We start from the raw sequence: 23,261 nt of genomic DNA on the forward strand, positions 1-23,261 counted from the left end.
CCCAGTTCAGAACGAGTGACGGCGGTGGAGCAGGCGCCGCAGGACGGCCGCCTTGACCGCGAGCGCGAGGACCAGGGCGGCGAACCCGCCGACCGGCCCGAGCGGGGGCACGAGCAGCGCGGCGCCGACGGCGGTGGCGGCGAGCGCTACTACGGCGGTGCCCGAGGTCAGGGTCAGCACCTTGCTGTTGGTGTTTTCGATGAGGAAGCTCGCGTAGAGCCCCGTCGCGTACAGCGCCGTCTCGACGAGCACGAGCACCCCGAGCACGACGTAGCTGTCCTCGGTCATGAGCAACGCGCGCGTCGACGGCACGGCGAGACCCGCCCCGAGCAGCACGGCGAAGCCGATCCCGGCCCGTTCGACCAGCTTCAGCAGCTCCGACGCGCGGGCCCGGCCGGCCACCGCACCCGTGCCGCGCATCCGCCGTGACGCCGTCGGCTGGTGCAGTTTCAGCTGGTAGAACAGCAGCGAGCAGAACGCGCTCGACACCAGCAGCGCCAGGTAGAACGGGCCACTGTCGGTCGTCCGCCCGGACAGCGCCAGCACACCGAACACGACCGACGTCGAGATCACGTCGAGCAGTTCGGTCAGGCCGAGCAGGACCGTGCTGCGCCCGTACGCCGGCAGGAGCCGGTGCCCGGGCACGCCGCCGCCGCGCAGCCACGGCCTCGGCAGCAGGGCCACCGACGCGCCGAGGATCACGACGAGCCCGGCGAGCAGCAGCGCGAGGTGCGTCTCGGGGGACCACCGCACCGCCCAGGTCACGCACGTGACGATCCCGACGACGACCGAGCCCGCGGCGAACGCGAGCGCGTCCAAAATGGACTTGTCGCGCAGCCGGTGCAGACCGGACACGGTCATCAACAGCCCACCGGCGATCGACCACGCGGCCGCCGTCAGGTACAGCGCCGCGTCCGATTCCGGCGCGACGACCAGTGCGACGACCATGGCGGCCAGCACCACCAGCACCGGCACGGCGGCGATCCGGACCGCGAGCGCGGCGACCGCGTCCCGGGTCAGGCGCAACCGCGGCAACGCCTTGAGCGCGGACTTCTCCGCCGCGGCCGGCACGAAGTTCAGCCACGTCATCAGGCCGAGCGCGTTCGTGAAGCGCCCGTAGTCGTGGGCGCCCCACGCGGTGATCAGGACCAGCCCCATCACCTGCACCGACAGCCGGAACACCCCGCGGCCGGCGAGCAGGCGCAGCACCACCGCCGGCCGCGGCGGAGCCACGACCGGCGGGGCGGCGGGGGACAGACCCGTCACGGCAGGGGTACCGCCATGTCCTGCTCGTGGAGCAGGAACTTCAGCGTGCCGCGCACCTCGTTCTCCGCGGCGAGCACCTCGGGCACGGACCGGGCGGTGAGCACGACGTAACCGAGCTTGTAGCCCGCCTGCTCGTACGGCTTGACGTAGGACCCTTCGTCGGCGAACAGGTGTAGCCCGACCACGCCGGGCATCGCGGCGACGTCCTCGACACCGTCCACTCGGGACAGATGCCCGCCGCGGTCGGACGCGAGGATGTGCACCAGCGTCGGCTTCGCCGCGTGCAGGTCCAGGCGGACTTCGTCGCCGGTGGCGGCCGCGATCCCGGCGGCGATCAGGTCGGCGCCGTAGCAGTGCTGGATCGCCTCGGCGAGGCCGTTGCCGCCCATCCGCGCGCCCATCTCGATGAGGTAGAGCTGCCCGTCGCGGCCCAGGACGGCGTCCAGCGTGAGCGGCCCGGTCCGGTAGCCGAGCTCGGCGCAGATCAGGTCGAGCGCCTCGATCAGCCGCAGCTCGGCGTCCGCGGGCAGTTCGCCCGGCAGCAGGTGCGACGACGTCACGAAGAACGGCGGCGGCGTGAGCGTGCGTTCGGTGACGGCGTGGAAGACGATCCGGCCGTCGACGACCAGCGCTTCGATCGTGTAGTGCGTGCCGTCGAGGTGCTCCTCCACGACCAGCCGGCCGGACGGTGAGAACGCGAGCGACTCGGTGAACGCCTTGGCCAGCCGGCCGGGGCCGGAGCACGAGACGACCCCGCGGCTGCCGGACGAGTCGACCGGCTTGACCAGCGTCGGGAACCGCAGCTGCTGGGCGGCGTTGACCAGCTCGGGGCCCGGGCGCCCGGCGACACTGCGGTAACCCGGGAGTCCTAAGTGGTCACACAGCGCGCGGAAGACGGACTTGTCCGTCGAGGCCTGGACCGCGTACTCGGGCAGGGGATCCGGCAGGCCCCAGTGCCGGGTGAGCCACGCCAGCGTCGGCAGGCCGACGTCGCTCGCCGGGCAGAGCACCCCGGCGATGTCGCGACGGCCGTCGAGCGCCGCCGCGATCTGCTCCGGCGCCCGCACGCTGACCTGCAGGAACTCGTCCGCGAACGCGACCCCCGGCGCGCCGGGGCGGACGTCGACGCAGATCGTGCGGAAGCCCAGCTCGCGGGCTCGTTCGTAGGTGCTGACCGCACCGTCCGCGCCCCCCAGGATCACCAGGGTTCTCGCGGAGCCTCTCTCGGAACTTGTCACGCTGAAATGCCTTTCCCCAGTTGCACATCGATCCGCCGGGGCCCCTCGGGGTCCTCGGTGGTGAAGAGCCGGTCCTCGACGTCGACCACGACGTTCGTCTCCCGGATGTAGAACTGCCGCGGCTTCGGCTGCCCCGCGCCGACCACGACGAGGTAGCGCACGGTCAGCGACAACACCAGCAGCAGCACGGTGAGCAGCATGAAGAGCGTCACGGCCGTGGCACTCGCGCCGAGCAGCCCGGCCGCCGCGGCGGCCGCGGCGAGCACCCCGAAACCGGCGGCGAACAGCGCCGTCACCGAGGCCGCGGTGGTCAGCCGGCGGGTGAACCCGACGAAGAGCTCGATCGCGTGCGACGACAGGAAGCTCATGCCTACTTTGGACTCACCGCGCTCGCGGGCCCGGTGCGCCACCTGGACACAGGTGTAGCGGCTCGTCAGCCGCGGGACCGTGGCCAGGAAGTACGGCGTGCCGAGCCGCAGGTCCACGATCTTCCGGGCCAGCTCGGCCCGGACCAGCCGGAACGCCGTGGCGCCCGGCGGGATCTCGATGCGCAGCAGGCGGGCGCCGATGAAGTGGAACGCGGCGGTGCCCCACCGCCGCAGCCGCGGGTCCTGCCGGTTCGTGCGGACGCCGAAGACCGCGTCGTACCCCTGTTCGGCCGCCGCGATGAGCTTGTGCGACTCGGCGGCGGGGAACTGCTGATCGGCGTCGATGTGCAGCACCCAGGGCGACGACGCGTACCGGTAGCCGGCCGAGAAGGCGGCTTCGAAACCGAAATTGCGGCTGAAGGACACGTACCGCACACGCGGGTCGGACTTGGCGAGTGAACGGATCTTGCCCAGTGTTCCGTCGGTGCTCCCGTCATCGACGTAAAACAGTTCCAGTGAATAGTCGGCCAGTTCGTTGGTTATTTCCCGATAGGACGGTCCGACGTTGTCGACTTCGTTGAAGCACGGAATGACTACGGTGAGTCCGCATGCCGCCGGACCGGGGAATGCCCTGGTCATCTGCGGCGCCCGCGGGGCCGTACCGGATTCGTGTCCGTACGGTCACCGACAGTGCGAATGGTGCTCATGAATACCCCAGTTGGATCCGGTAAGACCGCTTGCCGATGCGCGGCGTTGCGGAGTTATAAGCAGATGCATCGACCCTTGGGGACGGTTTTTCTACGAATTCCTCCGTTCAGACCCAGACCAAAGTAGTAACCCATCCGTCATTCGGGGTGTCTGCGGACGAAGTCCTTCCGCTACGGCCCGCGATGGCGCAGACTCCCCGGCCATGTGGAGTCTGGGGGCAGGTGTCGGGTGGCGTGCTGCCCATGTGCGGGCGGTGCGCTCGGCGTTCGCCACGGTGCCGTTCTACCGCGAGCGCTGGGCGCTCGACGGCCGCGAAGATCCAGTGCTGGTACCGGGTCGCACCGGGACGAACGGCGGTGCGGCGCCGCTGCCGGAAGCCGTGCACAAGCTCGTGGACCTGGTCCCGCTGGCCGGGGGCGCGCAGCGGACCGACCCCGCGCGGGGTCTCGGCCGGGTGCTGCGGACGGCTCGCCGGCCCGCGCCCGGGAGCTTGATCGTCCTTTTGGGACAAGACGATCTCCGTCCCCCGTCCGACCTGCCGAAGGACGTGCGCGGCTGCGTCGCCGATCCCGACGCGCCGAGCGCGTCCGTGCTCCGCGAGCTGACGGCCGTGCTGGCGCGCGGTCACCGCGTGCTCGCGATCGGCGACGACAAGGCGATCACCACGTTCACGGCCGCGCTGCCCGAAGAGAGCGCGCACCGTGTCGAAGCCGTGCCGCACCGTGAACTCGACTCGCTGGACGCCGGCCCGTACGGCGTGCTGCACGACCCGGCGCTCGGGTACCTCGGCGCGCTGGGCGGCTGCGGCCGGTGGCACCTCGACTGGCCGCACGTCTACGCCCGGCCGACGGCCGGCGGGCTCGCGTTCACCTTGCTGCGCCAGAAGTCCCCGCGGTTCGTGGACGTCATCCCGGCCGGCGGGGTGCTCGGCCGGATCGAGTCGTGCCCGCGGCACGGCACCCCGGTCGTCGTCGCATGAAGTTCGCGTTCCACGATCCCCGCACGGACCCGGCTCCCGCGGGCTGGGCGGAGTTCTCCCGGACCGCGCGGCTGCACCCGGTGTGGGACTACGGCTTGATGGGTCTCGAAGCCTGGGGCGCGCGCAACCCGCAGCTGGTGGCCGTCGCCGTCGAGGGGGACGAGATCGTCGCGGGAATGTCCGTTCTGGTCTGTCGCCTGCCGTGGTCCTCGCGGTTCGCGCCGGCGCCGGGACGTCGGTCGCCGCGCCCGTGCTGGGCCGAGGTCTACCAGCCGTGGCTGAGTGGCTTCCCGGGCATCGTGTTCGCGCCGGACCTCCCGGCCGCCGACCGGCAGCCGCTGGTGCGCGCCTTCGAACGGCAGCTGCGCCGGCACCTGGGCCCCGGGCTGCTGGGCGTGGTCTACCGCGCGATCGGCGAGGAGTTCGCCGCCGGTGTCGGCGGCCGGGCCCGGCTGGTCAAGCGGACCGACCCGACGACAGTGCTGGAAAACCGCTTCACCACCGAAGACGACTGGCTCGCGACGCTCCCGTCCGCCCGCCGGTCGAGCCTGCGCCGCCGCGGCCGGCGGATCGCCGAGGACCCGGCGCTGGTGGTGCGCGGCGGCCCCGGCCGGGACGACGTCGACGGCGCCGAGGTCGCTTCGCTGATCAAGGTGCACCGCGAGCGGTACGGGAAGCTCCCGCTGGACACGCGCACGATGCCGTCGGCCGGCTTCCTGCACCGCTACGTCCGGCGCCCGGACGTCCACACGCTGACCTACCGCGACGCCGACGGCCGGCTGCTGGCCGTGAACACCATGCTCGACCACCCGGACAGCCCCAGCCTGCAGCACTGGGCGGCGTTGCCGCTGGACGAACGCGGCCGGGGCGCGGGGTTATATTTCGACGCGTATGTCCGCGCTGTCCGATTCATGGCGCGACGCGGGGCGAAAGAACTTTCGGCGGGCCGGGGCATGGTCGAACTGAAGCAGGAATTGGGGTTCCGGCCGCGGGCGCTCTTCACCGCGGCGGTGCCGAGGCCGGTGCTGGGCCGATGACCGCGACGGTGACCAGAGTGTCGCAAGTGGACGTCGTCGACCCGCGGATCGACCCGGTTCCGGACGGCTGGGCGGCGTTCCGCGCCCGGTGCCTGCCGCCGGTGTGGGACTACGAACTGCTGCGCCGCGAGGCGTGGTTGGCGAAGAACCCACCGGTGCTCGCCGTTGTCCGCGAGGGCGACCGGGTCGTCGGCGCGCTGTCGGTGATGGTGTGCCGGGGTTGGCGCGCCCGGGAGTTCGGCCCGCTGTCGGGTGGCCGGCTGCGGCCGCGCTGGGCCGAGGTCTACCTCCCGCTGCTGAGCGGTTATCCCGCGATCGTCTTCGACTACGGCGTCGACGAGCATGCCGCCGTCCGGCAGTTCGAACGCGCGTTGCGCGACCACGTCGGACCCGGGCTGCTCGGCGTGATCTACCGGGCGATGAACCCGGACCTGGTGCCGGCGCTGGCGGGCCGCGGCCGGGTGGCCCGCGAGATCGACCCGGCCGCCGTGCTGCGCAACACCTATTCCACAGTGGACGAATGGGAGCGCGGGCTGGCTCCAGGAATCCGGCAGCACCTCCGCCCGGACGTCGGCACCGAAGCGGCGTTCGGCCGCACCGACGTCGACCCGCACGAACTCGCCGTGCTGCTCAACGCCCACCGCGCCCGGCAGGACGAACGCGCGTGGGCGGGTGGCCAGCGGTCGCGGATCGGCGGGCTGCACATGGACACCCGAAGCCCGATCTCGCCCGGGTACCTCGACGCGCTCGTCCGCCGCCAGGACGTCCTGACCCGGACCTACCGCGACGACGCCGGTCGCCTGCTCGGCTTCAACACGATGATCGACCACCCCGCGGGCTGCGCGGTGCACCACTGGGCCGCGCAGCCGAGCGCCGCCGGGGGCCGGAAGGGGCTCTATGTCGACTGTTACGCCCGCTGCGTGGCGCACATGATCGCCGAAGGACGGCCGGAGCTGACCGCGGGCCGGGCGATGCTCGCCGAAAAGACCGCGCTCGGCTTCGGCACGCGCTCGTTGTGGTCGGTCGCCGTGCCCCGCCCGGTGCTGGGCCGATGACCTTCACCGTGCGGGTGCTCGACCCGCGCACCGATCCCGAGCCCGCCGGCTGGGCCGCCTTCCTGCACGCCCAGCAGGCGCCGTTGACCTGGGACTACAGCCTGCTGTGCACGGAGTCGCGGCACTCGCGCAGCCCGTACCTCCTGACCGTGGTCACCGACGGCGCCGCGATCGTCGCCGCGGTGCTCGCCATGCTGTGCCGCCCCGGTTCCGCGACCCATCCGGGCCCGGTCGGCGGCGCCGCGAGGTGGGGGCCGCGCTGGCTGGAGGTCCAGCACGCCTGGCTGAGCAGCTATCCGGCGTGGCTGTTCGCCGAAGACGTCGACCCGGCCGGGCAGCGCGAGATCCTGCGCCGGTTCGAGCGGGCGGTCTGCCGCGTCGCCGGGCCGGGCTGCCTCGGCGTGGTCTACCGCGCGGTCGCGCCGGACGCCACCGGTCTGGTGTCCGGGCGGGGCCGGCTCGTGCGTGAGATCCAGCCGACGCTCGTGCTGGAGAACACGTTCACCGACCTCGACGGCTGGCTCGCGACGCTGAGCCGCAACCGCCGGTCGAGCCTGCGCGGCCAGATCCGCAAGATCGCCGCCGACCCCGGCCTGACCGTCCGCGCCGGCACCGCCCGCGACGACCTCGACGGCGCCGAACTGGCCGCGATGCTGCACGCGCACCGCGCGGCCAAGGGCCCGGTGAAGTTCGACCAGCGCGGCCCGGTCACCGGCGAGTACCTGGACGAGCTGATCCGGCGCCCGGACGTCGTCACGACGACCTACCACGACGCCGACGGCCGGCTGCTCGCCTTCACCGACCTGCTCGACCACCCGGTGATGCCGCTGCACCAGCACTGGGCCGCCCTGCCGCCCGCGGAAGGCCGGCCGAAGCACCTCTACTTCGACGTCGTCGCGCGCGGGGTCGGGCACATGATCGAGCACCGCCGGAAGTTCCTGTCCCTGGGCCGCGGGGTCACCGACCTCAAGACGTCGCTGGGGTTCTCCCCGGCCCCGATGGCCGGGGCCGTCGTGCCGAGGCCGGTGATCCGATGGTGACCGACGTGCTCGACCCGCGTCACGACGCGGAACCCGCGTATTGGACGGCGTTGCGCGAGCGCGCCGGGCTCCGGGCCGACTGGAGCTGGGAGGTGCTCAAGACCCAGGCGTGGGCCGCGCGGACCCCGCAGCCGATCACCGTGCTGCGCGACGGCGACGAACCCCGTGGCGTCGTCTGCGCCGCGTGGGTCACCGGCCGGACCCGCCGTTACCGGTTCGCCTCCGCGACCGCGCGTCGCGGCCTGCTCGGTGGCCTCGACGTCCGCGGGCCCGGCGCGAGTTCGCAGCCCGGCTGGTGGTTCGCGGACGCCGGCGACGACGGGGGCGTGACGCGGCTGCTCGAGGCGTACGTCCCGGCGATCCGCGCGGAACTCGGCCGCGGGTTCCGCGGGATGCTGCTCCGGCAGGTCGGCGAGACCGGGCTGGACGCCGTCGGCGGCCGGTTCCGGCTGGTGCGGCGGACCGAGGACATCGCGGTGCTCGACGTCAGCGCGTTCGGCTCCCGCGACGACTGGATGCACTCGCTGGCCCGCAAGCGCAAGCAGAACCTGCGCAAGATCTTCCGCACGTTCGACGCCGACCCGAGCGTCGAGGTGCGGTGCGTGCCGGGCAAGGAAGCCGACCCGGTCGCCATCGCGGAAGTGTTGCGGCACAACGAACGCAAGCACCACGACGTGCCGATCGTGCCGCTGCCGCACTTCACCGGCTACCTGACCGAGCTGCTGCGCCAGCCCGACGTCACGGTGATCGAGTACCGCGACACCGCGACCGGACGGCTGCTCGCCGTGGCCACCCTGCTCGACCACCCGGAGCTCCCGATCGCGCGGCACTGGGGCGCGCTCGGGCCCGAGGCCGGCGGCCGGCCCAACCTCTACTTCCACTTCTACGGCGAGGCGGTGAGCTGGGCGATCGCGCACGGGCGGTCGTCGGTGGTGTTCGGCAAGAAGATGACCGAGATGAAGGCGACGCTCGGCGCGCGGCTCGTCCCGCAGTACGCGGCGGCCGTCCCGGTTTGCTAGCTTCGCGGCGTCTCACCCGCCGCGCCTCAGGAGAGCCCCGCCATGCCGATGATCAGTGTCTCGATGTTCCCCGGCCGCACGCCCGCGCAGAAGAGCGCCCTGGTCCGGGAGCTGACCGACGCGTTCGTCCGCACCTGCGGCGGCAAGCCGGAAGGCGTCCAGGTGACGCTCGTCGAGGTCGGCGCGGACCACTGGGCCACCGGCGGCGTCCTGCACTCCGAACGCTGAAAAGCCGTGAATGGCCCATCAAGGGACTCTGAGTCCCTCAATGGGCCATTCACGGCTTTTCGCTGGGTCAGCGCAGGCCGAGGGCCCGCTGGGCGAAGTTGACCTCGATGGCCGTCTGCTTGATCGTCTCGGCGATCACCAGCGAGCCGTGGCCGGCGTCGTACCGGTAGAACTCGTGGTGCAGCTCGCGGCCGCCGAGCCGGTCGAGGTAGTTCTCGATCTGCCGGATCGGGCAGCGCGGGTCGTTGTCGCCGGCCAGCACCAGCACCGGCGCCGTGACGGCGTCGACGTAGGTGATCGGCGAGCACTCCGCGTACACCGCGGGCACGTCCTCGGGCGAACCGCCGAAGAGGGCGCGGTCGAACGAGCGCAGCTGCTCCATCTCGTCCTCGTACGCGGCGACGTAGTCCGCCACCGGCACCCCGGCGACGGCCGCCGCCCACCGCGTCGGCTGCGTGCCGATCGCCAGCAGGGAGAGGTAACCACCCCACGAAGCGCCGTTCACCACGCACTTCTTCGGGTCACTGAGTCCACTTTGGACGGCCCAGTCGTGCACCGAGGCGACGTCTTCCAGCTCGGTCAGCCCCGGCCGGCCCTCGATGGCGTCCCGCCAGGCCGAGCCGTAGCCGGTCGAACCGCGGTAGTTGACCTCGACCACGGCGAACCCGGCGTCGAGCCAGGTCGCGCGGTACGCCGAGAAGCGGTCCTCGTCGGCCGCGTGCGGGCCGCCGTGCAGCGAGAACACCGTCGGCAGCGGGCCTTCGGGCGCTCCGGACGGGCGCGAGACCAGCGCGTGGATCCGGCCGCCGACGCCTTCGACGAACGCGTCGGTCACCGGCTCCGACCCCGGCGCCCGGTCGCCCGGGGGTGCCAGCAGCACCGAGTCGGCGCCGTCGGCGGTGCGGGCCCGGACGGCGGCCGGCTCGGCCGCGCTCGACCAGGAGTACTCGACCGTCCCGTCAGGACGGACGCCGGCGCCGCCGATCCGGCCCGCCGGAGTGTCCACTGAGGACAGTTCGGCGGTGTCGAGGTCGTAGCGGTACAACGAGCTGCGACCTTCGTGGAAGTGCACGACCAGCAGGGCGCGCCCGTCCGGGTACCAGCCGGCGACGACCTCGCCGGGCAGGTCCAGCTCGATCTCCGTCTCGGTGTCCTCCCGGACGTCCCAGACCAGCAGCTCCTCGCGGCCCCGCCGTTCGTGCAGCACCAGCAGGCGCTGGTCGCCGGGCAGCGGGGAGAACTCGAGGGCGGACAGGCCCTTGCCCTCGCCGTCCCACTTGTCGGCGACGGTGGCGAACCCGCCGGTCGCGAGGACGCGCAGCGCGGGGTGACGCGAGTCGCCGTGTTCGGAGTGCGAGATGGCGATCAGGCTCTCGTCGCGGGAGAGCGACGCGATGCCGGCGTCGTCCGCGTGGCTGTAGAAGCGGTGCGTCTCGCCGTCGATCCGGGCGAACAGCTCGCTGCCGTCGTCGGTCGAGACGCCGACCGCGACGAGGCCGGCGCCGATCTCGAGGCCGGCCGGGTAGCCGTCGTGGACGTCCGGCACCGCCTTCTCGGGCTTGCTGCCCTCGGTCGCGGCGAACGGCTCGCGCACCCACGAGCCGAACTCGTCGCCGTCGGTGTCGTCGAACCACCAGATCCACTCGCCGTCCGGCGAGGGCGTGGCGTGCATGGTGCCGTTGGGCCGATCGGTGACGCGTCGGTGCTCGTCGGTCGCCCGGTTCCAGGCGTAGACCTCCCAGACACCGCTGGAGTTGGAGACGTAGACGCATCGATCGGGGGCGTCGCGGGCCCAGTCGGGCACGGAAATGCGCGGCGCGTGGAAGCGGGCGCGCCAGCGGGCTTCGGTCTCGGCCTCGTCGAACAGCCGGTCCGGGACCACCGCGGGCGGATATTGGTTGGCTGACTGCGTGCTCACCCCTCGATCCTGCCACCTTCTGGCCGTACTGTGTGCGGGGTGCTGGAGGGTTACGCGCCGGGCTACGGGCGAGACGCGGTTTCGATGATGTCCGCGCGCACGGCTGCCGAACGCGCGACGTTCGCCCAGCCGCTGTTCGGGCCGGGGATGTGGGTGGTCGACCTCGGCTGCGGCCCGGGCTCGATCACGCTGGGGCTGGGCGCGGAGTCGCGCGTCACCGGTGTCGACGTCGACGCCGGTCAGGTCGCGATGGCCCGCGACGTCGCGCGCCGTTCCGGCCGGTCCACAGTGGACTTCGTGGTGGCGTCGGCGTACGCGTTGCCGTTCGACGACGGCAGCGTGGACGTCGCGTTCTCGCACGCCCTGTTCGAGCACCTGGCCGCGCCGCTGGACGCGCTGCGGGAGCTGCGCCGGGTCCTGAAGCCGGGTGGCCGGCTCGCGCTGTCCACTTCGGACTGGAGCAAGGCGCGGCTGCGCCCGAAGACGGCGAACGTCGACGCGGCCCTGCGCGGCCACTACCTGCTGCGCCGCCGGGCGGGCGGCGACCCGTTCGCCGGCCGCAAGATCGCCGACCACTGCGCGGCGGCGGGGTTCGCCGAGATCGTCGCGCGCCCCCGCTACCGCGAGGACATGACGTACCGGGACCTGGCGAAGTACGTCGAATCCCGGTTGGACGCGGCGATCGCCGACCCGGACTACGGCCGCGACCGCGACCAGCTGGCGAGCGCGGCCCGCTCGGCCTGGACGTGGCTCAGAAGCGGTGACGGCGACTTCAGCCAGTGCTGGGTGGAACTGACCGCGACGAGAGTGTGAGAAGCCCGGAAACCAGAAGAGCCGGTGTCCGAAGACACCGGCTCTTACTCGTCGGGGTGGCGGGATTCGAACCCACGACCTCCTCGACCCGAACGAGGCACGCTACCAAGCTGCGCCACACCCCGAGGTACTGCTTAACGGGTCGTGGAGAAGTCTAGCGGACGTTGTCACGGGCTTTCCGGCGGGCTGCCTTACGCGGTTCTGAAGCCTCCGAGCCGCGCGGGACCAGCGTCAACAGGCTCGCTTCCGGCGGGCAGGCGAACCTCGCCGGCGCCCACGGCGACGTCCCCAGGCCGGCCGAGACGTGCAGCCACATGTGCGCGCCCCAGCGCGAGGCACCGCGGGCGCGACTGCGATCCAGGTCACAGTTGGTGACGAGCGCGCCGTAACCCGGGAGGCGCAGCTGGCCGCCGTGGGTGTGGCCGGCCAGCACGAGGTCGTAACCGTCCGTGGCGAACGTGTCGAGCACCCGCGGCTCCGGCGAGTGCGTCACGCCGAGGCGGACGGCCGCGCCGCTGTCGGCCGGGCCGGAGATGTCGGCGTAGCGGTCGCGGCGCAGGTGCGGGTCGTCGACGCCCGCGGCGAACACCCGCTGCCCGCCGACGTCGATCGTCCGGCGCACGTGCGTCAGGTCGGTCCAGCCGTGCTCGACGAACGCCGCGCGCAGGTCGCGCCACGGCAGCTGGACGCCGTGGATGCGCTTCTTCTTGCCCTTCGGCATCAGGTAGCGGGCCGGGTTCTTGGGTTTCGGCGCGTAGTAGTCGTTGCTCCCGAAGACGAACACGCCGGGCCGGTCGAGCAGCGGGCCGAGCGCGCGCAGCACCGAAGGCACGGCCTGGTGGTGCGACAGGTTGTCACCCGTGTTGACGACCAGGTCCGGGTTCAGCTCGTTCAACGCGGCGACCCAGCGCTGCTTGCTGCGGTGGCTCGGCAGCATGTGCAGGTCCGAGACGTGCAGGATGGTGAACGGCCGCGACCCGGGCGCCAGTACCGGGAGCTCGGCGGTGCGCAGGGTCCAGTGGCGCCGTTCGATGCCGACGGCGTAACCGAGGGTCGCGGCGCCGAGCGCCACCGTCCCCGCGGCGAGGCGTGCCGCTTTCGCCCCGGACGTGGTTTTGTTACTGAGCGTGCTCACGGGGTCCAGGATACGTGCTCAACGGTTGGATGACTTCGCCCCCGTTCCGGGGAACCTGCCGCTTAGCATTTGCGTCGGCCCTGTCACACGGGTGTCGAGCCGGGGGGCTTGGGGAGAGCGATGGAGCAGTTCGGGCCGTACCGGATCGAAGGCCTGCTGGGCCGAGGCGGCATGGGCGAGGTCCACCGCGCCTACGACACGGCGCACGACCGCGTCGTGGCGCTGAAGCTGTTGTCCGACCCGTACGTGGCGGACGAGGCGTTCCGCGCGCGGTTCCGCCGCGAGTCGCAGATCGTGGCGCGGCTGCGCGAGCCGCACGTGATCCCGATCCACGCGTACGGCGAGATCGACGGGCAGCTGTACCTCGACATGCGGCTGGTCGAGGGCAAGGACCTGAAGGAGCTGCTCGAGGACGGGCCGCTGACGCCGGATCGCGCCGCCGGCATCGTCGAGCAGGTGGCGGGCGCGCTCGACGCGGCCCACGTGGACGGCCTGGTGCACCGCGACGTCAAGCCGTCGAACGTGCTCGTCACGAGCGGCGACTTCGTGTACCTCGTGGACTTCGGCATCGCGCGCTCGATGAGCGGCGAGGCCACGTCGCTCACCGGCACCGGCAACGTGATCGGCACGCTCGACTACATGGCGCCGGAACGCTTCGGCGACGCCCCGATCACCGGCCTCGTCGACGTCTACGCGCTCGCGTGCGTGTTCTTCGAATGCCTCACCGGGCACCGTCCGTTCCAGGCGGACGGCGCGGCCGCGCAGATGGGCGCGCACCTGACCGCGCCGCCGCCGGTGCTTTCGCAGGAGCGCCCGGGCGTGCCGGTCGCGCTGGACGCCGTGGTGGCGCGCGGGATGGCGAAGAACCCGGCCGACCGCTACCCGACGGCGGCGGCGTTCGCGGCCGCCGTCCGGAACGCCCTGGCGGCGCCGGCCGCGGCACCGATCCCGACGTGGCAGAAGACCCTGCCCGGTCCGGTGACCCCGGCGCGGCCGATGCCGACGCTGCAGGCGCAGCACGGCATGTCCGCGCCGATGACCCCGCCACGGCCGATGCCGGTTCCCGCTTACGCGGGCCCGCCGACCGGGCCGTACCCGGGCCCGCCGACGGGGCAGTACGCCGGCCCGCCGACCGGCCCGCGGCCGACGACCGGGCCGGCCCCGCTCACCGCGTCGTCGCAGCCCCGGCCGTCGAAGTCCCAGCGGGGCCGGTGGATCGCGTTGTGCAGCGCGCTCGCCGGGATCGTCGTGGTGGCGTTGCTGGTCACGTACTTCGTGAGCAAGGACAAGACGACCCAGACGGGCAGCCCGTCGCCGACCCCGCCGGTCACGGTGCCGCCGGGTTCGTCCTCGTCGCCGCCGCCCTCGGAGACGTCGCCGCAACCGTCCACTTCGGAATCTTCGCCACCGAAGCAGGAACACGACATGGCGCTGTACAACGCCCTTCCGGCTGTCTACAAGCAATACACGTGCGTCGACGCGGCCGCGCCGGCAGGCACAGCGGCTGCGGTCGAGTGCACGGATTCGAACGTCGGCGACGTCCGGATCGGCAACGTGGTGTTCCCCCAGCCGACCGGAGCGAAGTTCTACCGGTTCGCCGACGCGGCCGCGATGGACGCCTACTTCCAGAACATCGTCAAAACCCAAGGCCTCACCCGCAACGACGCACGAGGCGCGTGCCGCCCGGAGACGTACCCGAAGATCTGGGGCACGTATTACCGCGCGGAGGTCCCGAACCCGATCCCGGGCGAATACCTGACGTGCTTCCTCGGCGACCCGGCGCAGCTCGTGTGGACGGAGAAGAAGAGCTTGATCGCTGGAGTGCTGCTGTCCACGAAGGTCACCGACACCAACCAGCTGGACATGCTCTACCAGTGGTGGAACACGGAGGTCCTGTCGGAGATGCCGAAGAGCTGAGTTGATGTCGACACCAGAAGAATTGACTGCCGGCCTTGCGTCGTTGGTGCGTGCAAGGGTCACGGATTTCAGCCGGACCCTGAATATGGCAGAGGTCGGATTTCTGCGCGACGGCGTCGTGTGGCGGTTGCACGCACAGTGCCCGTTCCGTGTTCGGCAGGGTGATCGGATTCTCGTCGGCACGGTCGATATGAACTATCCGGTCGACCCGGAGGCCGATCGGATGGCGGCGTTCGACCAGTATGCGATGATGTTCGATCGTAATGCGAAGAAACTCACCGCCCGCTTCCAGCAGACGGCAAGTTTCGTTGATTCGGCTGTACTGGGCCCGGCCGGAACGGTGACGTTGGCGCTCAGCGAGTCTGTCGTGATCGAGGTCATGCCGGCTTCCGCAGGGCTGCGTGTCGAGCAATGGCGGATATTCGAACGTGGTTCGGACACCCACTACGTGTTTCCTGATTCTGCCGACCGGTGAACCGGTCGGGATGCGCCGGTGGGGCAACGGTTTCGTCGGCATTTCGGACGACGGTGCCGCCGGCTACCACAACGGCCAGCAGATCCTCGCCGGCTGGTTCTGACCGCAGGTACGTCGAAGGGGGGCCCGCGGGCCCCCCTTCGACGTCGTGACAGCTAGCGGCCCGGTCCGCCCATGTACTGCGGGTCGGGCTGCGGCAGGTCCATGTGCGGCTGGCTGGCGTCCATGATGTTCTTCATCGCGCCGAACCACGTGCGGGCCGGGGCCTTGCCACCGAACATGTTTCCGCTGCCGCACACCCGGACGTTGCCCGGGCCGGCGTCGCAGAGGCCACCCGAGCCGCCGCCGCCGAACTTGAACGTCATGGCCGCGCCCGCGAGCTGCGGGGTGCCGCCCACGAACGTCGCCGAGACGTTGCCCTGGGTCGTGCCTGTCTTGCCGATGATGGGGCGGTCCCAGCCGACCGCGGCGGCCGCGGCCGCCGACGTGCCGCCCGGCTGGTCGTCCTTGCTCATGCCGACCGCCAGGGTGTTCGCCAGGCCCTCGGGTACCGCCTGCTCGCAGCCGGCTTCCTTGATCGGGATCGGCTGGCCGTTGCGGTCGGTCACACCGGCGATCGGCGTCGGCGGGCACCAGACGCCGCCGGAGAGGATCGTCGCCGCGACGTTGCCCAACTCCAGCCCGCTCAGCGGCGAGAAGCCCAGCGTGAACGCGCCGAAGCCCGCCCAGCCTGGCCGAGGACCGTAGTACTCGGCCTGGCTCTGGCTCTTCTCCGCCTTGTCCGCCTTCGGGTCGACCGTGCCGCCGCCGATGTTGCTCGCCATGGTGTCGCGCATCCCGAGCCGCTTGGCCATGTCGATGCCGGGGGCCGTGCTGCCGAGCCGGTCTTCCAGCTCGACGAACGCGGTGTTCGGTGACGTCGCGAGCGCGGTCTGGACCGTGGCGCCCTGCGCGATGCGGCTGTAGTCGCCCGCGTTGCCGACGCAGTACCAGTTCGAATTGCCGGCCTTCGGACAGGTCTTCGCGCCACCTAGGAACACGTGCGAGGTGTAGGAGTCCGGCACGTCGACCGGCGAGTAGATCCCCGCCACGCCCTTCTCCATCGCCGCGGCCGTGGTGAAGATCTTGTACGTCGACCCGGCGCCACCGGTGTTGTAGACACCCGCCGGCAGTGCGTACGTCGTCTGACCCTGATCCGGGTCCTGCCCGTAGTCGCGGTTGGCCGCGAGCGCGACCACCTCGTGCCGGTTCTTGCCCGGTCTGATCAGCGACAACGTGTTCGCCACGTACTGCTGGGTCTTCTTGACCTGCGTCTCCGCCGAGACCTTCGCCTCGTGGTTGGCGCGCTGGTCCAGCGTCGTCTTGATCGTGTAGCCGCCGGTGTAGAGCTGGTCCTTGCTCATCCCCGACTTGATCAGGTAGTCCTCGACGTACTGGCAGAAGAACCCGGCCTCGGGGCCGGCGCCGATGCAGTTGGCCGGCGGCTTGGCCGGGAAGTCCGCCACGACACCCAGCGGTTCGCCCTTGAAGCGGTCGGCGTCGGCCTTGGCCAGCTTCTTGTTCTCGACCATCCGGTCGAGGACGACGTTGCGGCGCGCGGTCGCCTTGTCCGCGTGCTTCCACGGGTCGTTGTTGATCGGGTTGTTCACCAGGCCGGCCAGCAGCGCGGCCTGCGGCACGGTCAGCTTTTCCGGCGTGGTGTTGAAGTACGCGTGCGCGGCGGCGCCGATCCCGTAGATCTGCCGGGAGAACTCGACGATGTTCAGGTACCCGGCGAGGATCTGCTGCTTGGTCAGCTTCGTCTCGAGCTGGATCGCGATCCGCGCTTCCTTCAGCTTGCGGGCGATCGACTGCTCCTGGGCCTTCTTCTGCCCGATCGGGTCGGTCCGGTACACGACGTTGATCAGGTAGTTCTTGACGTACTGCTGTGTGAGCGTCGACGCACCCTGCGTGTCCGCGCCGGTGCTGTTGCTGACGGCCGCGCGCAGCGTGCCCTGCCAGTCGACGCCGTGGTGGTCGTAGAACCGCTTGTCCTCGACCGAGACCAGGGCCCACTTCATGGCCTCGTTGATCTGGGTCTCGTTGATCGGCAGCCGGTACTGGTCGTACATCGTCGCGATCGGCGTTCCGGCGCTGTCGGTGACCGTCGTGACCAGGGGCGGCGGGATGTCCGCGAGGTCGGACGACGTCTTCTCGACGGTCTCGCTCGCCTGGTTGGACATCACACCTGCGGCCCCCACGACCGGGAAGAGCATGCCGGCGACGAGCACCCCCGCGAGCAGACAGAGGCCGATGAGCTTGAACAAACCATCTGCTTTTCGCACGAGGGCCAGCCTACGCGGGGCGGGTCAGGCGCCGGTGACGCCGTGTCCCCGAAGATGTGAATTCAGTGACAAAAGCGACCCCCTTCGGTGACATCTGGTAACGGAAGGCATTCTAGGTCTTGGCGGGGGGAACCGAGGGCCCCTACAGTCCGTCAACGTCTCACGAAGAAAAGCCGACGGATGGATCAACGCGAGTGGGAGCTCGCCTGGTCCGAACGGAGGCACCGGCACCGGGGAGGTGTCCGGCAACCGACGTGAGCTGAGGGAGACACGCTCGCGGGGGCAAGGAGCGCAGTGCCTTTCCCCGCTGGTGCGTCGATCACCAGGGTAGGGAGCTGGGGGTATGGAAACCAACCAGTCGAGCTGGCGAATCAACGCGTCCTGCCGGGACGCGGACCCGGACGGCCTGTTCGTCCGGGGTGCGGAGCAGAACCGGGCGAAAGCCGTTTGCATGGGCTGCCCGGTCCGCACGGAATGCCTCGCCGAAGCACTCGACGGCCGGATCAACTTCGGTGTCTGGGGTGGCATGACCGAACGGGAACGGCGGGCGTTGCTGCGCCGCCGTCCCGACGTGGAGAGCTGGGCGGACCTGCTCGAGGCGGCCAAGAGGGACGCCCTGGAGCGGGTCGAAGTCGGCTGACCGCTCGTCACTTTCATGGGGAAAGTTCGCGTAGGCCCCTCGGCGACGCATCTTTCCCTATGAAAGTGACGCTTTGCGTCGCAAAGCCGGGGGTCAGCCGGCGAGCTTGGTGCCGATGTCGCGCAGGCCCTTCAGGTCGTGCACGTCGCCGGCCAGCGCGGGTACCCGGGCCAGCGCCACCTCGGGGTGGGCCCGGGTGAATCGCGCGAGCAGCCGTTCCTCGCGGGCGGCGAGGTCGACGCGGTCGGCGTGCAGCCGCAGCACGGCTTCGGCCAGCGGCGCGTTGGCGTCGCCCTCCTGCAGGGACTCGGCCGCGGCCAGCGCTTCGGAGCCGGACAGCTTCGCGAGCACCGGGTGCGTCCGGTTCGCGATCAGCCCGCCCAGCGGCATCGACTCGGCCGAGAGCCGCTCGACGAAGTAGGACGCCTCACGCAGCGCGTCCGGCTCCGGCGCGGCCACGACCAGGAACGATGTCCCGGACGAGCGCAGCAGCTCGGCCGTCTTGCGGGCGCGCTCGCGGAAGCCGCCGAACATGCTGTCGAAGGCCTGCATGAACGCCGACGCGTCGGTCAGCAGCTGGCCGCCGATGATCGTCGACACGGCCTTGGCGAACATCGAGAACCCGGCGTTGACGACCTTGCGCAGGCCCCAGCCGCCGGCCTTCGCCGGGCCGGTGAGCAGCCGGATCATCCGGCCGTCCAATGCGGACGACAGCCGGGTCGGCGCGTCGAGGAAGTCCAGCGCGGAGCGGCTCGGCGGGGTGTCGACGATGATCAGGTCCCAGTCGCCGGTGGCCGCGAGCTGCCCCAGCTTCTCCATCGCCATGTACTCCTGCGTGCCGGAGAACGACGTGGAAATGGTCTGGTAGAAGGGGTTCTGCAGCAGCTGCTCGGCGCGTTCCGGACCGGCGTGCACGCGCACCATGTCGTCGAAGGTGCGGCGCATGTCGAGCATCATCGCCCACAGCTCGCCCTTGGGCTCGAAACCCTCGACCTGCACCTGCCTCGGGTGGTTGCCCAGCTCACGCAGGCCGAGCGCCTGCGCCAGGCGCCGCGCGGGGTCGATGGTGAGCACGACGGTCTGGCGGCCGCGTTCGGCCGCGCGCAACGCCAGCGCCGCGGCGGTGGTCGTCTTCCCGACACCGCCGGACCCGCAGCAGACGATCACGCGGCTCTTCTCGTCGTCGAGCAGCGCGTCGATGTCGATGGTCGTGGTCACAACCGCACCCCCTGGTCGGTCAGAGCCTCGGCCAGCTCGTAGAGCGCCCCGACGTCGACGCCGCCGGTGAGGTCCGGCAGCTCGAGCGTCGGCAGGTCGGCTTCGGCGAGCTGCTCGCGGGCCCGTTGTTCGGCGGCGACCCGCACGGCGTGTTCGACGGTCTCCTCGACCAGCGCGTCCAGCGTGGTGTCGGGCAGCTTCAGCCCGGCCGACGCGAGCCCGGTGCGGACGCGGGAGGCGTCGACGCGCCCGTCGGCCGCGGCCAGCACCGAGCGGGCCGGCAGCCGCGGCGGGCGGACCCGGTTGACCAGCACCGCGCCGGGGCGCAGGTCGGCGCCGTCCAGCTCGGCGACGGCCTCGACGGTCTCGCGGACCGGCATCTCCTCGAGCAGCGTGGCGATGTGGATCACGGTCTCGCCGGAGTGCAGCAGCCGGACGACGCCGTCGGCCTGGCCGCGGATCGGGCCGGTCTTGGCGAGGTCGGTGAGGGCCTTGGTGACGTCGAGGAACTTGACGACCCGGCCGGTCGGCGGCGAGTCGACGACGACGGCGTCGTAGGTGTGCCGCCCGTCGGACTCGGTGCGCCCGACGCACTCCTTGATCTTCCCGGTGAGCAGGACGTCCCGCAGGCCCGGCGCGAGCGTGGTCGCGAACTCGATCGCGCCCATCCGCCGCAGCGTCCGGCCGGCGAAGCCCAGGTTGTAGAACATCTCGAAGTACTCGAGCAGCGCGGCCTCGACGTCGATGTGCAGCGCGCGCAGCTCGCCGCCACCGGGGACGGACGCGATGCGCTGCTCGGCGTAGGGCAGCGGCTCGGTGTCGAAGAGCTGCGCGATGCCCTGCCGGCCCTCGACCTCGATCAGCAGCACCCGGCGGCCTTCGCGGGCGAGCGCGAGGCCGAGCGCGGCGGCGAGCGTCGTCTTGCCGGTGCCGCCCTTGCCGGTGACGAAGTGCAGCCGGGCGCGGGCAAGCTCGTCGGTCCAGCCGGCATGGGAAGTGGTCACTTCTTCACCCTAAACCGGTGTTCAGCTGGCCAGCAGCATGACGCTGACCGCAGCCGCGACGGCGGCCACCAGCAGCCAGGTGGCGAGCCCGGGCAGCACCGTGAGCATCAGCACACCGAGGACGACCAAGAGGGTGAAGGTGACCACGCCGCCGAGCGCGACCTGCCCCGAACTCCGCGTCCGGTCGCGCACCTTCGCCATCACGACCAGCACGAGCGGCAGTCCGGCCGCGGCCAGCAAAGCCGTCGCGATCACCCGCCACGTTTCCACGTGCCCACGCTAGCGGTCCGCGCCCCGATGTGAGGTGACCCACAACGAGTGATCGTTCACTCGGACGGGGTCACCCGGACGTTAACCCTTTCCGGGGCGCTTTTCCGGCGGCGGCCCCCGGCGCCCTTGCCCGCTTGGCTACGCTCCCGGGCTATGAGCGCCACCAAGTGGGAGTACTCGACGGTCCCTCTGCTGATCCACGCCACGAAGCAGATCCTCGACCAGTGGGGCGAGGACGGCTGGGAGCTGGTCACCGTCCTGCCGAACCCGACGGGCGAGCAGCACGTCGCGTACCTCAAGCGTCCGAAGGGCTGAGCCGGTGAGCTGGAGCGAACGGCTGAAGGAGCTCGGCGTCGAGCTGCCCGGCGTGGCCGCACCGCTGGCCGCGTACGTGCCCGCCGTGCGGAGCGGAAACCACGTCTACACGTCCGGCCAGCTGCCCTTCGTCGACGGCGTGCTCGCCGCGACCGGCAAGGTCGGCGCGGAGATCAGCCCCGAGGAAGCCAAGGGCCACGCCCGCACCTCGGCGCTCAACGCGCTCGCGGCCGTGCACGCTCTGGTCGGCATTGACAACGTCACGCGGATCGTCAAGGTTGTCGGCTTCGTGGCTTCCGCGGAGGGCTTCACCGGTCAGCCCGCGGTCGTCAACGGCGCGTCCGAGCTTCTCGGCGAGGTCTTCGGCGACGCGGGTGTCCACGCCCGCTCGGCCGTCGGCGTCGCGGAGCTGCCCATCGGCTCGCCGGTGGAGGTCGAACTGATCGTGGAGGTGCAGTGATGGACCCGGACATCGAGCAGTCCACCCACGAGCTGCTGCTCCGGCTGGCCGGGCGGCTGCCCGACCAGCTGCTGTGGCGCTTCCGGGACTGGCTCGGCGAGGGCGCGATGGGCACTCTCGCCCGGACCCTCCCGAGGTCTTTGCTTAAGCACAGGATTGACCTCGACCAGACGGAGTACCGCCTGCTCGTGGCCGGGCTCATCCCGCACGGCGCCGACTGGCACCAGGTGAGTTCGACCCTGGGGGTAGACGACGTCACCGAGAACAGGTACACATTCACGTCGAGTGCGCCCGAATGGGTTAACTCGGTCGACTCCGTGTCCGTGTTGATCCACGCAACGTTGCGGGGACGCCCGGACGTGGGGGAAGTGCGGCAGAGCTGGCGGCACGTCGGTGTCGTCGGGCAAGGGACGGCCAAGCGTGTCCTGCTGATCACCGCGCTGTCGGGGCTGCCGAGGTTGACCGGCGAACTGCAGCGGGTGCTGCGGGTCCTGGGTGACGAAGAGCCCAGCGTCGAGGTCATTCCGCCGCGTTTCGACCTACCGGGCTACCACCGGGCCGCGCTGGCCGATTCAGAGCTGGTCTGCGTAGGCGCGGTGGCGGGCACCCGGCTCGTAGCCGCTTAACGCTCGCTCCGCCAGCGAGCCGGGAGGGAGCAAGGCAATGGTGGAGGTCCACGACGGCCCGCCCATGGACGGGTTCTCGGTGCCCCTGCGCCTGCACAACCTGTTGCTGGCCTTGGCGGGCCGGATCGACGACAGCGCGCTCACCGAAGCGCGCGAGCTGATCGCTCGCGCGCACATCGACGAAGCGGTCGAGCTGACCACCGGCACGCTCATCGCGGGCCGGATCCCGGTCAGCTCCGCCGAGCAGCGTGAGCTGGCGCTGGTCCTCGAGATGAGCCGGTCGGACGCCACGCTGGCGAACGACCTGCTGGTCGACGAGGCCGAGCCGGTCAGCACGCACCGGTTCACCGGTGAGAACTCCCCGGAGTTCGGCATCGCCGAGGCCCTCGACCGGACGCTGCAGGTGCTGCCGGACGTCCGGTCGGTGCACGCGGTGTGGCGCAACACCCCGGCCGGGAGCGTGCCGGGCGCGCTGCCGCAGCGCGTCGTGCTGGTCGAGCTGGGCCCGGAGGGCAACCCGCCCGCCGTCGCCTTCCGCGTCGACACGGCGTTGCGCCGGGCCGGCATCCACTCGGTCGTCGAGGTCAGCGGTCCGGGCGTCGCGCACTCCGAGTACCACCAAGCCGCTTCGGCGGCCGCGTCGCCGGCCTGGGTGACCGGGAGCGCGACGTCGACCACGTCCTCGTACCGGCCCGAGCCGGTCGCGAAGCCGGCGCCCGCGGTGTCGGCGGAATCGGTCGCGGAGTCGGGCAGCAGCCGGCACAGCATGCGGTCGAACGCCCCGATGACCACGGCGCCGGAGCCGGTCGCCCCGGTGGTGCCGATCGTGTCGCCGCCGCCACCACCACCGGCTCCCGAGCCGCCCCGCAAGGCGCGGTCGTCGGAACGGGCCGAGACGCGCGCGGAGCGCACGGCCGACCTGACCCCGGCCGAGGTCGCGCAGCTGCGGCAGGCGCTGGCCGAAGATCCGGAGAAGGGCCGCGAGATCGCCGCGGGCAAGCCGTCGATGCACGAGGTCGTCGAGCTGCCGGCGCTGGACCTGGACGACCCGAGCCTGAGCGAGCGAGACCGGGCGCTGCTGCGTGAGCTGCACGCCGAGCTGGCCGAGCGCGAGCGGGCCGAGGCGGCGAAGATGCGGCTCAACGGCGCGTCCCGCTCCGGCGGTGACCAGCGAGGCTGGACCGCCCCCTGAGGTTTGCGGGACAAAG

At 71.4% G+C, this 23,261-nt stretch carries 22 protein-coding genes, 1 tRNA gene and 1 pseudogene; 14 read left to right on the forward strand and 10 right to left on the reverse strand.

Annotation, left to right across the window (positions count from 1 at the left end):
• Nucleotides 1–6 precede the first annotated feature (6 nt).
• The 3 genes from OG494_RS39735 to OG494_RS39745 are packed head-to-tail and all read right to left on the reverse strand — an operon-like array spanning nucleotide 7 to nucleotide 3,511.
• Nucleotides 7–1,266, reverse strand: coding sequence for a hypothetical protein (locus OG494_RS39735; protein ID WP_328447640.1), 1,260 nt, complete (start codon nucleotides 1,264–1,266; stop codon nucleotides 7–9).
• The gene (locus tag OG494_RS39740; RefSeq protein WP_442874340.1) at nucleotides 1,263–2,468 is read right to left on the reverse strand and encodes an ATP-grasp domain-containing protein; all 1,206 of its coding nucleotides are present in this window, start codon (nucleotides 2,466–2,468) and stop codon (nucleotides 1,263–1,265) included. The genes OG494_RS39735 and OG494_RS39740 overlap by 4 nt, the downstream gene beginning before the upstream one ends.
• A 32-nt stretch (nucleotides 2,469–2,500) precedes the next feature.
• Entirely contained in the window at nucleotides 2,501–3,511 is a 1,011-nt protein-coding gene (locus tag OG494_RS39745) for a glycosyltransferase family 2 protein (RefSeq protein ID WP_328447644.1), read from the reverse strand.
• A gap of 322 nt (nucleotides 3,512–3,833) precedes the next feature.
• Here OG494_RS39745 and OG494_RS39750 point away from each other — a divergent pair, with 322 nt between their 5' ends.
• From OG494_RS39750 to OG494_RS39775, 6 genes and pseudogenes are all read left to right on the forward strand, one after another.
• Complete coding sequence (locus tag OG494_RS39750; RefSeq protein WP_328447646.1) at nucleotides 3,834–4,559, forward strand: hypothetical protein; 726 nt, start codon at nucleotides 3,834–3,836, stop codon at nucleotides 4,557–4,559.
• Entirely contained in the window at nucleotides 4,556–5,596 is a 1,041-nt protein-coding gene (locus OG494_RS39755) for a GNAT family N-acetyltransferase (RefSeq protein ID WP_328447648.1), read from the forward strand. The genes OG494_RS39750 and OG494_RS39755 overlap by 4 nt, the downstream gene beginning before the upstream one ends.
• A gap of 26 nt (nucleotides 5,597–5,622) precedes the next feature.
• Nucleotides 5,623–6,651, forward strand: coding sequence for a hypothetical protein (locus OG494_RS39760; protein ID WP_328459166.1), 1,029 nt, complete (start codon nucleotides 5,623–5,625; stop codon nucleotides 6,649–6,651).
• On the forward strand, nucleotides 6,648–7,691 hold the full coding sequence (locus tag OG494_RS39765; RefSeq protein WP_328447650.1) for a GNAT family N-acetyltransferase: 1,044 nt from the start codon (nucleotides 6,648–6,650) through the stop codon (nucleotides 7,689–7,691). The genes OG494_RS39760 and OG494_RS39765 overlap by 4 nt, the downstream gene beginning before the upstream one ends.
• Nucleotides 7,685–8,710 carry a GNAT family N-acetyltransferase gene (locus tag OG494_RS39770; protein ID WP_328447652.1) on the forward strand — a complete coding sequence of 342 codons (1,026 nt, stop codon included), beginning with the start codon at nucleotides 7,685–7,687 and terminating at the stop codon, nucleotides 8,708–8,710. Before OG494_RS39765 ends, OG494_RS39770 begins: the two co-directional genes overlap by 7 nt.
• Before the next feature lie 39 nt (nucleotides 8,711–8,749).
• Nucleotides 8,750–8,938 (forward strand): annotated as a pseudogene (locus tag OG494_RS39775) (tautomerase family protein); the annotation flags it as partial.
• Between the two features lie 67 nt (nucleotides 8,939–9,005).
• Here the strand turns inward: OG494_RS39775 and OG494_RS39780 are convergent.
• Complete coding sequence (locus OG494_RS39780; RefSeq protein ID WP_328447654.1) at nucleotides 9,006–10,856, reverse strand: prolyl oligopeptidase family serine peptidase; 1,851 nt, start codon at nucleotides 10,854–10,856, stop codon at nucleotides 9,006–9,008.
• A 39-nt stretch (nucleotides 10,857–10,895) separates the two neighbouring features.
• On the opposite strand from OG494_RS39780, the gene OG494_RS39785 reads away from it, so the two are divergent.
• Entirely contained in the window at nucleotides 10,896–11,669 is a 774-nt protein-coding gene (locus tag OG494_RS39785) for a methyltransferase domain-containing protein (protein WP_328447655.1), read from the forward strand.
• 51 nt (nucleotides 11,670–11,720) lie between these two features.
• Here the strand turns inward: OG494_RS39785 and OG494_RS39790 are convergent.
• Nucleotides 11,721–11,794: transfer RNA gene (locus OG494_RS39790), tRNA-Pro, on the reverse strand.
• A 29-nt stretch (nucleotides 11,795–11,823) separates the two neighbouring features.
• Nucleotides 11,824–12,804, reverse strand: coding sequence for a metallophosphoesterase (locus tag OG494_RS39795; RefSeq protein ID WP_328447657.1), 981 nt, complete (start codon nucleotides 12,802–12,804; stop codon nucleotides 11,824–11,826).
• Between the two features lie 120 nt (nucleotides 12,805–12,924).
• Here OG494_RS39795 and OG494_RS39800 point away from each other — a divergent pair, with 120 nt between their 5' ends.
• Both OG494_RS39800 and OG494_RS39805 read left to right on the forward strand, forming a co-directional pair.
• Nucleotides 12,925–14,721 carry a serine/threonine-protein kinase gene (locus tag OG494_RS39800; protein WP_328447659.1) on the forward strand — a complete coding sequence of 599 codons (1,797 nt, stop codon included), beginning with the start codon at nucleotides 12,925–12,927 and terminating at the stop codon, nucleotides 14,719–14,721.
• A gap of 4 nt (nucleotides 14,722–14,725) precedes the next feature.
• Nucleotides 14,726–15,196 carry a hypothetical protein gene (locus tag OG494_RS39805; RefSeq protein WP_328447661.1) on the forward strand — a complete coding sequence of 157 codons (471 nt, stop codon included), beginning with the start codon at nucleotides 14,726–14,728 and terminating at the stop codon, nucleotides 15,194–15,196.
• Nucleotides 15,197–15,351: 155 nt separating this feature from the next.
• On the opposite strand, the gene OG494_RS39810 is transcribed toward OG494_RS39805, so the two are convergent.
• On the reverse strand, nucleotides 15,352–17,520 hold the full coding sequence (locus tag OG494_RS39810) for a transglycosylase domain-containing protein (protein ID WP_328447663.1): 2,169 nt from the start codon (nucleotides 17,518–17,520) through the stop codon (nucleotides 15,352–15,354).
• Between the two features lie 343 nt (nucleotides 17,521–17,863).
• Between OG494_RS39810 and OG494_RS39815 the strand changes: the two genes are divergently transcribed.
• A complete protein-coding gene (locus OG494_RS39815) occupies nucleotides 17,864–18,160 on the forward strand; it encodes a WhiB family transcriptional regulator (protein ID WP_328447665.1) in 297 nt (98 codons plus the stop codon).
• 93 nt (nucleotides 18,161–18,253) lie between these two features.
• Here the strand turns inward: OG494_RS39815 and OG494_RS39820 are convergent, their stop codons facing one another.
• Genes OG494_RS39820 through OG494_RS39830 form a run of 3 tightly spaced genes read right to left on the reverse strand, consistent with a single transcriptional unit; the run spans nucleotide 18,254 to nucleotide 20,652 of the window.
• Nucleotides 18,254–19,378, reverse strand: a complete 1,125-nt coding sequence (locus OG494_RS39820; RefSeq protein WP_328447667.1) for an ArsA family ATPase — start codon at nucleotides 19,376–19,378, stop codon at nucleotides 18,254–18,256.
• On the reverse strand, nucleotides 19,375–20,382 hold the full coding sequence (locus OG494_RS39825; RefSeq protein WP_326945000.1) for an ArsA-related P-loop ATPase: 1,008 nt from the start codon (nucleotides 20,380–20,382) through the stop codon (nucleotides 19,375–19,377). Before OG494_RS39825 ends, OG494_RS39820 begins: the two co-directional genes overlap by 4 nt.
• Nucleotides 20,383–20,403: 21 nt before the next feature.
• Nucleotides 20,404–20,652 carry a hypothetical protein gene (locus tag OG494_RS39830; RefSeq protein WP_328447668.1) on the reverse strand — a complete coding sequence of 83 codons (249 nt, stop codon included), beginning with the start codon at nucleotides 20,650–20,652 and terminating at the stop codon, nucleotides 20,404–20,406.
• 153 nt (nucleotides 20,653–20,805) lie between these two features.
• Between OG494_RS39830 and OG494_RS39835 the strand changes: the two genes are divergently transcribed.
• From OG494_RS39835 to OG494_RS39850, 4 genes are read left to right on the forward strand one after another with little or no spacing between them, the layout of a single operon-like run.
• On the forward strand, nucleotides 20,806–20,967 hold the full coding sequence (locus OG494_RS39835; protein ID WP_020642049.1) for a DUF4177 domain-containing protein: 162 nt from the start codon (nucleotides 20,806–20,808) through the stop codon (nucleotides 20,965–20,967).
• A 4-nt stretch (nucleotides 20,968–20,971) separates the two neighbouring features.
• The gene (locus tag OG494_RS39840; protein ID WP_328447670.1) at nucleotides 20,972–21,427 is read left to right on the forward strand and encodes a RidA family protein; all 456 of its coding nucleotides are present in this window, start codon (nucleotides 20,972–20,974) and stop codon (nucleotides 21,425–21,427) included.
• Nucleotides 21,427–22,053 (forward strand): hypothetical protein, encoded by a 627-nt coding sequence (locus OG494_RS39845; protein WP_328447672.1) that lies wholly within the window; start codon nucleotides 21,427–21,429, stop codon nucleotides 22,051–22,053. The genes OG494_RS39840 and OG494_RS39845 overlap by 1 nt, the downstream gene beginning before the upstream one ends.
• 37 nt (nucleotides 22,054–22,090) lie before the next feature.
• Nucleotides 22,091–23,245 carry a hypothetical protein gene (locus OG494_RS39850; RefSeq protein WP_328447674.1) on the forward strand — a complete coding sequence of 385 codons (1,155 nt, stop codon included), beginning with the start codon at nucleotides 22,091–22,093 and terminating at the stop codon, nucleotides 23,243–23,245.
• Nucleotides 23,246–23,261 lie beyond the last annotated feature (16 nt).

This window comes from Amycolatopsis sp. NBC_00438 (genome assembly GCF_036026695.1).
GTDB lineage: Bacteria > Actinomycetota > Actinomycetes > Mycobacteriales > Pseudonocardiaceae > Amycolatopsis.